Raw genomic sequence first — 7366 nt, forward strand, 5'->3', positions numbered from 1 at the left:
CTGGCTTCGTCAACGGCCCTCACCGTGCTGGTGATTCCGGCGATCTACATAGCCCTCAGAGGGCCGGACTGGACTCCAGCCGGCGTACCCCCGTCTGTGGATGACAATTCCGCGCTTTTGAAGGAAGCCTCGACGTGATGTCACGCACAAAATCGACAACTCCCGAAGCATTCAACCTGATGTCGGAAAGGGTGACCGAAGCCACCGGGATTTTGAAAGCCATGGCCAGCGACACACGGCTGAAAGTGCTGTGCGCACTCAATGACAGCGAAATGCCGGTCAATCAGCTGGCCGAACTCACGAACCAGTCACCGTCAGCTGTGTCCCAACACCTCGCGAAGCTGCGGGCTGCCGGGCTGGTCGAATCGCGGCGCGATGCCCAGACGATCTATTATCGCTGCAGCGGTGGCATTGGCAGCGAGCTGGTGAAGACGCTTTGCGATTTTTACAGGTAAGCCTGACAGTCTTTCGACCAGCGAATGTGTATTAGGCTGACGCCACCTTCGGCAAGGCTTGGATTGGGTCTGGTTGTGGATCGGATGTTTGCCTAGGGCGCAAACATTCGGATCCGGTTGCGGCGCTATTTCATTTTCACGCAGGTGCCTGACGCAAAACGAACGCGATATGCGCGTCCGCGAACTTTGCCTGCCTCATCTGTCATCCTCGCTCCGCAGCCCTCAAAGCCAAACGAAAATTCTCTCGCAGTCAGCGGGCCAGTTTTCGAGAGGCAGTTGACTTCTTCACCATGGCGGACGCGTGACGCCTGCCTGAGTCATGAGCGTGACTCTATCTGCCTCAAGCGTTGCACCACCGAACTGAAGCGCGATCAATTGGGGACAACGGTCGTGGTATTTGACGCTGTGATCACGACCTGCCGTAGCTTCGTGCCGTCTACTTGCAGATCATACTTTCCTGCTACCAATTCGACGGGGATCCCACCGGCAGTTCCGCTCGCCACACGTTCACCATCTTGATAGACGGTAAACCGAACGCGGGATGTGCTTGTCAGCGCGTTCTCAAGATCTGCAGCATCAGCCGCATCAACATAGATTCCATCTCCAGCTTTTGCCCATGCTTCAAAAGGTCGTCGATCGATTTCCGGTTCCAGAGCATAACTGACCACATCTATACGCGCGTCTATTCCTGCAGCCCTGAGATTCTGTATCGCCTGGAGCGGAAGTCCCCCACATGTTTCTTCTCCGTCGGTGATCAGAAGGATGGAGGCAGAAGATGTCATGTCTTGCAGGTCTTTCGCAGCTGCAAGCAAGGCCGCCCCAATGGCGGTTTTTGCGTTATTCTGGGGACGAACGGACTTTATAGCAGATGCCAATCGGTCATAGTCGAAACGGGTAACGGGTTGGACGAGGTCTGTGTCACAGGAATTTGGTTCTCCGCCGAACACGCGCAACCCGATCTTCAGCTGTTCTCCGGCCTGGCTGCGCGCTAGTTGCGAACCGAGATAGTCGGTTAGCGCCGCCTTCGCGACGTCGATGCGGCGTGTGTCGCCAAGCCTTTTCAGCATGCTGCCAGAGGCGTCCAATATGATGAGTCGGCTGTGGAGAGTTGTCTTGGGAGTCGGCCCCATCGCAGAATCGACCAGAAGGAATCCGGGCTTGAGAACGACCACCTCAGCCTGGGAACTCACGAAATAGGACTTGGGACCGAGTAATCGCGCAGCGACACGTGCGTAGGCGACCGAGATGTCCTCACTCTGTAGGACAAGTGACACTTCGCCTCCGGTCTGGCCGGCCCAGAGCAGCGCGCGGGGCTGTGAAATTGATGGATACTGCATGGTTGAGTTGGACGGTGTCTTGATGACAAAGACCCTGGCCCGCGCAGCGTGGAGCGCTGGCACAAGGTCTTGCTGGGTATCGACATCGCCATCAGTGATGATCACAATTGCACGCGATCCGTCCCGGGCCTCAAGGAGTTTGGCCGCATCAAACAGGGCCGATTCGCCCGCGCTGTTGTTCTGCCCCTGATATGTCGCCAAAAGTGGACGGAGCGTTTCGGGGTCGGTGATCCAGTCATCGCGTGCCCAATCTCCTCCAAGCGACTTGAACTGAACCGCATCGCGTCCGGCAACCATGTCATCGGAAAAATCGACAATAGCGCGGCGAATTTTAGGGATCTGTGATGCCATCGACGCGCTTTGATCCATCAGGAAGATGACTGAGCGTTGGGGCTCGGAAACCTCGACATCGAGATAGCTGCCCGGATCGACAGCAAAACTGTATGTGACCTCATCAAGCAATTCCGAGCGCTTCACATCAAGCGGCTCAACCTTGTCGCCCGCAGCGTCGCGCGCAGTGATTGCCGGATCAAATCCTGCACTGCCACGCGCTGATATCTTGAGTCTGTTTGTCTTGCCTTCGGCCGGAACACGCCAGGTTTCGGTTCGCACGCCGAACTCGACATAGCCCTCTGAGAAAGGTCCGCCGGGCGCCAGCGCGCGATTTGCTGCTTCAGCTGCCGCCGTCGTCTCTTTTCTTCCTCCATGTCCGAGGATGGCGCCGACAAAAACGTCCACCCATTCACGTACAGATGCCAAAGCATGTTTGAGTTTGACCATATCGAGGGCGTCTTGTCTCCCAGCGCCCTTTTCTGTCGCGAATTCACCCCAGGTTCCAAGAACCGATCGGTAGGCGCCATCCTCTGGCCGCTCAATGAGTCGTATGACGTTTGGGGCAAGGAAGTAGGCGCCTTCGGGGTACTCGTATTCAATTTTGACAGCGCGTGCAGACGACCATTCGGGCAGTTCGTAGCGCACCTGTTGGTTTGGCTGTGGTTGAGCTGGTAAGGCAAACCTGCCGATTTCATGAAAGGGACCGATGGGACCATAGGCCGAGGCATAGACAATGGCGGCGCTTGCAAATGGCCATTTGTTGTCAGGAAAATTCGCCGGATATACGGCCTCTATGGCTTCGATGTCGGCTTGCAGCTGGTTACGGAACGTGATGGCATTGTTGAAATCCGTAGGATTAGCCTTCTGGCCCGGCAACCTCGTCCCCTTGTCTTTGGTTACGTCGATCTGGATATGCCGGTCGAGTTGCATTTTGCGGGTGCCAGACACAAGCGCGCCGAGTTCCTTGTCCGCAATATTCAGGTTTTTCAGGCCGGAGTGGCCGGGGTGGGCGATCACCTCGAACCCGCTGAGTGAAACACGCTGCGTGCCCCCGCCGCGTCGCTCAGTCGCGCGGAGCCTGACCATCAAGGCGTCAGCCGGACCGCCTGGGAACGCGTAATAGGCTGTCTGGCCCCATACCTCGTGGGTCTCCTTCAAAACTTCGCGCCATTTCCTGCCATCGCTTGATACATCAATGGCAAATCCCCGAAGGCCTTGCGCTGCATCCAGGCGCGTATTGATACCGACCCCAGCGACAGCAATGGCTTTGTTGCCCGGCAGATCCAAAATAGGGCTGAGGATGTGCTTGCCGCCATTCGATAGAACCCCTTCATGCGACGATCCTTGCGTGATGAACCCGTCCGTCAGCGTCAGCAGGTTATTTGCACCTGCCGGGTTCCCGCGGACATAATCGCCGTCTTCGCCAATGCCAATGCCATCACTTTCAAGCCAACGCGCACCAAGGCTGGTCCGGGCCAGATTGATGCCGCCAGCCAGGGCCGGCGGAACCCGGCGCGCGGGTAATGCGCCGACAGGTGCGATACGCGCATCTGCTTTCAGCAGGTGGCTTGTGCTGGCAAGGATTGCGCCGTTTTCGGCGCGCACAGCAACAAAAAAGGGAAGGTCGCCATCGTAGAGATCATCCGGAAGTAGGAAACTGACGCTTTTTGTAGCGCTCTCACCGGCGGCCAGTGAAACGCTGTAGGGCATGACTTCAATGCCTGGACGGGCGAACCAGAAGTCTAGTGTCCCCGAAACCGGCGCGTGAGACGTGTTGGTGAGTGTAAGCACCGCTGTCGCCCGCTGCCTGAATATGGAATAGGCGCTCACATCGGCGGCGCGTGTCACCAGCATTTTCAGGGGGGCAGGGGCTGTGACAGGAAAGGGGTTGGCATAGCGCGCAGACAGTTTGTATTCGGCGGGGCTCCCCGTGCGTGGATGGAGTCTCAGCTCATGCTCGCCAGCCGGAATCGAAATGATCTTTTTCCAGCCGCCGGGCTTTATGACCTGCCGGTCGAGGCTGGGAGACGTGTTTTGCGACGCTGCTGAAAACGTTGTGAAGTATTCGGATCCCGGGGGCACATCGAGGGCCACCTCCACGAGCGCATTGCGCGGCAAGTATAGGGAATAGAGATCGTCATCGCCTTCTGGAGAAACGCCTGTTATCGGCTGGCCGAACGAAAGCCTTCGCGGCATAATATCATTCGGCTCGCGTTCGGAATCCACGCGGGGGCGGCCCAGAGGTTTGGCGATGATCTTATAGTCGCCCGGTGTGCCGCGGATACTTATGTAAACAGGGCCCGGTTGAAGATACACATCCGGCGTAACAAGCCGGCGCGTGTTTCCGCCATGCTTGCGGATATTGGCGATTTTTCCACGAACATCGCTCAATTCAACTACCCCGACTGTTTCACCCAATACGGTGATGCGCCAAAGCTGGGCCGCGTTCCCTGTGTTGAAGCCAATCGTATCGGTGTCAGTCGCCGTCGAAAGGAAACCTTGTCTGCGAAAAGCACCCTCGATGAGAGGCTGGAAATCCGGCGCGGAATTGGGCTCGAACACAGTCTCGTCTGGTTTCGCAGTCAGGCGCTGCAGGCTGATGTCGTAGAGCCCACCGACAGTTGAGCGGTTTTCGATCGTCAGGGCTGTATTCCTGGAAATGCGAAATGGTGACAAGCTGACGTCTTGACCATCCAGGCATTCAATCGCTGAATCCGTCTCGCGCAGGCAAAGTCTCACATTCACTGCGCTTTTCACGCGCACTCCAACTGCGTCTGCGCCTGCAAGTTTGGCCAAGCTGAATTTGTCTTCGTCTGAGGCATCGAGAGGGAATGTGAAAGTTTCGCCGATGGACATGCGTGGTCCAGCGGAGAATTCCAAGTCCGAGTTGGGCTCGATTGGACCGTCCGCATACTGGCTGGGTTCGGTCAGGAGGCGCCAACTGATCGTGCCGGATCGTATCGAGGATTTGACGCAAACGGCGCTGTCCTTTACCCGAATGCCCGAGATCGCCACGACGCCTTTTCCCGACCGCGCCTCAAGGCGATCGCCCTTGCGAGAGTAGACAAGCATTTCCACGGAACTTCCCGGCGCGCTGACGAGGGCCAGATCGACGATCTTGTCGGCCGACAGAAGGGCGGGGATCATGCAATGCATCCTGCCATTGCCGGTCCCACTGACATCATTGCCGGTTGCGATGGCCTTGCTTGCGGTATCCGGCAGCGCCGTAGGAGACAGCGAAGGTGAGACCCGCTCGACCTTGAGCGTGACGTCGACGGGGCTGAGCGGTGCAAGCCCCAGATAGATGCGGCCGGGCTGGAAGCTCGTGGCGGGCAACCTTGCAGTCCGGTCCCCAAATCCACGGGCGGAATCACTCAGCAACTTTGTGCGGCCGGTCGGTTGATTTTGCACATTCAGCTCGATCGTGTTGGCTTCAAGAGCGATGCTTACCGGATTGGCTGCCTCAGCGGAGATCTTGTAGATGTCGGCGGTGTCGGTGACGTCAAAACTATAGACCGTACTCTCAACCAGGGTGAGTTTGACTTCGGCCAGCCCGTCTACAAAATCGAGCGGTGTGCTCTTGAGGGCCGGAACTTCTGATGTTCCGCCGAGCTTGGACACGTCGGGGAGCTGGCTCCATGCCAGTCCGCTTCCTATGCAACAAAATGCAGCAGCAGTCAGTGCTCTGCTGAAATTCAACGACAGCATCCAGCCATATGATGTGAATAGGACTCTTATGGGAATCTGCATTTCGGATCTAATCCGCCAACATTTCTTGGCAAACTGAATCGACGAACGAACCGCCATACATTCCACTCATTACGGTATATGTTGAATCGACGAAGAGTGAAGACGCGATGTAACCAAGACCTGCAAGCATTGGCGAGCTGACAGCCACGTCCCCCGCCACTCCGGCAAGATCTGCCCCTATAGCACCGCTGTACAACCCAAACCCTACAGACATTGCCGCGTTACCCGCGACACAGCATTTTGCCATAGATGGGTTGTTGGAATAAACGTCCAAACAGGACGCAGTTCCATACCCCAATGAAAATCCTGCAAGAGTCGCAGATGCGATCTTCTGAAAAGTGAGATATTCTGTTGCCACTTCGCCTCCCTGAGGCCCCATGCCAAGTATTTGGCCGGTTTTGGGATTTAGTTTCCACCAAAGCGGGCTGCTTTGTTGTCCAAGCAAAACGATCACAGAGCCTGACTCTAGATCAGCAGTCAGTCGTTCTCGAATAGTGGTGGAAGCGCCTGACTGGTCGCTCCACGCTTTCACGGATGCTGCGTCTGACAGGACGGCAGTGATGTCCCGCAATCTCCAGTCGTTCGCGGATGTGCCGCTGCCGAGCACATGCTCAACGAGCGTTGTGCGAATCCCATGCTCAAAGTTGTCGACTGGATTGGCCGAAACCTGTCCATTTTGATTGCTCAGGGACAGTGTATTATCAGCAAGAATATCAACCGTTTGGCGCAATAGTCCCTTTTTGTTGGCGATGAATTGAATTCGTCTCATCGATACCATTGGTCCGGACCTGACAAGATTCTGAGTCTTGTTAGCAGGCGGGTCGAATGCGTTACCCGCAAAAAGCATTTGCAACCAAGTCGGCTTCGACTGATCGGGGGCAAACGCAGGATGTGATGCTGCCTCCTCAGTTGGTAACCGTCCGAGTCCTGCACATCGATTTGGGGCTGCAAAAGCACTGCATGTCGGGTTCCTTTCCCTTGAGGAGTCCAATGATGAATTTGAAACATTTTGAGAACAAGGCGCACCGGACCTATTGGAGCGTGCACATCGAGGCCTGGCGTCAGAGCGGGCTTTCCCGCTCGCGATACTGCCGCGATCACGATCTGAACCGGCGCACATTTTCGAGCTGGATGATCTATTTGATGGGCCGGGAAGAAGCGCGAAAACATGAGGAATATCAAGCCGAACTCCGCCGGGAACAGACGCTGAAAAACCTCGAAAAGGGCCGCGTGCGAAAGCAGAAAGGCCTGCGGTTCGGCGCGCGCACGGACATGCAAAGCCGGGCCGTTCAGGCCTTCTGGGCGATGCATCTGGAGGCGTTGAACTGGAGCGGAATGAGCCTTCGACAGTACGCGTATTCCCTGAACATTTCGCGCCATGCAATGCAGAAATGGCGTAAGCGACTGGAGGATGGTGAACTTGAAATCGACTGGCGGGCACAGCTTCATCCCTCCGCCCGTCCGCGCGTTAGCACTAATGCTAGCACTAAT

Annotated in this window: 3 protein-coding genes and 1 pseudogene; 2 read left to right on the forward strand and 2 right to left on the reverse strand. The window is 56.6% G+C overall.

Features of this window, described 5'->3' with window-relative positions:
* Window positions 1-137: 137 nt before the first annotated feature.
* Window positions 138-455, forward strand: a complete 318-nt coding sequence (locus tag VR74_RS18250) for a metalloregulator ArsR/SmtB family transcription factor (protein WP_045693968.1) — start codon at window positions 138-140, stop codon at window positions 453-455.
* 371 nt (window positions 456-826) lie between these two features.
* Here the strand turns inward: VR74_RS18250 and VR74_RS18255 are convergent, their stop codons facing one another.
* Both VR74_RS18255 and VR74_RS18260 read right to left on the reverse strand, forming a co-directional pair.
* Window positions 827-5746, reverse strand: a complete 4920-nt coding sequence (locus tag VR74_RS18255; protein ID WP_045699241.1) for a VWA domain-containing protein — start codon at window positions 5744-5746, stop codon at window positions 827-829.
* A 136-nt stretch (window positions 5747-5882) separates the two neighbouring features.
* Window positions 5883-6644 carry a hypothetical protein gene (locus VR74_RS18260; protein ID WP_299951248.1) on the reverse strand — a complete coding sequence of 254 codons (762 nt, stop codon included), beginning with the start codon at window positions 6642-6644 and terminating at the stop codon, window positions 5883-5885.
* 56 nt (window positions 6645-6700) lie between these two features.
* On the opposite strand from VR74_RS18260, the pseudogene VR74_RS18265 reads away from it, so the two are divergent.
* Window positions 6701-7366 (forward strand): annotated as a pseudogene (locus tag VR74_RS18265) (hypothetical protein); the annotation flags it as partial.

Source organism: Hyphomonas sp. BRH_c22 (assembly GCF_000961795.1).
In the GTDB taxonomy this organism is placed as follows: Bacteria; Pseudomonadota; Alphaproteobacteria; order Caulobacterales; family Hyphomonadaceae; genus Hyphomonas.

Bases quoted from the DNA above. Each gene is read 5' to 3' on its own strand.
- VR74_RS18260 (WP_299951248.1), bottom strand. From the start codon at position 6,644: ATGAGACGAATTCAATTCATCGCCAACAAAAAGGGACTATTGCGCCAA.
- VR74_RS18250 (WP_045693968.1), top strand. From the start codon at position 138: ATGTCACGCACAAAATCGACAACTCCCGAAGCATTCAACCTGATGTCG.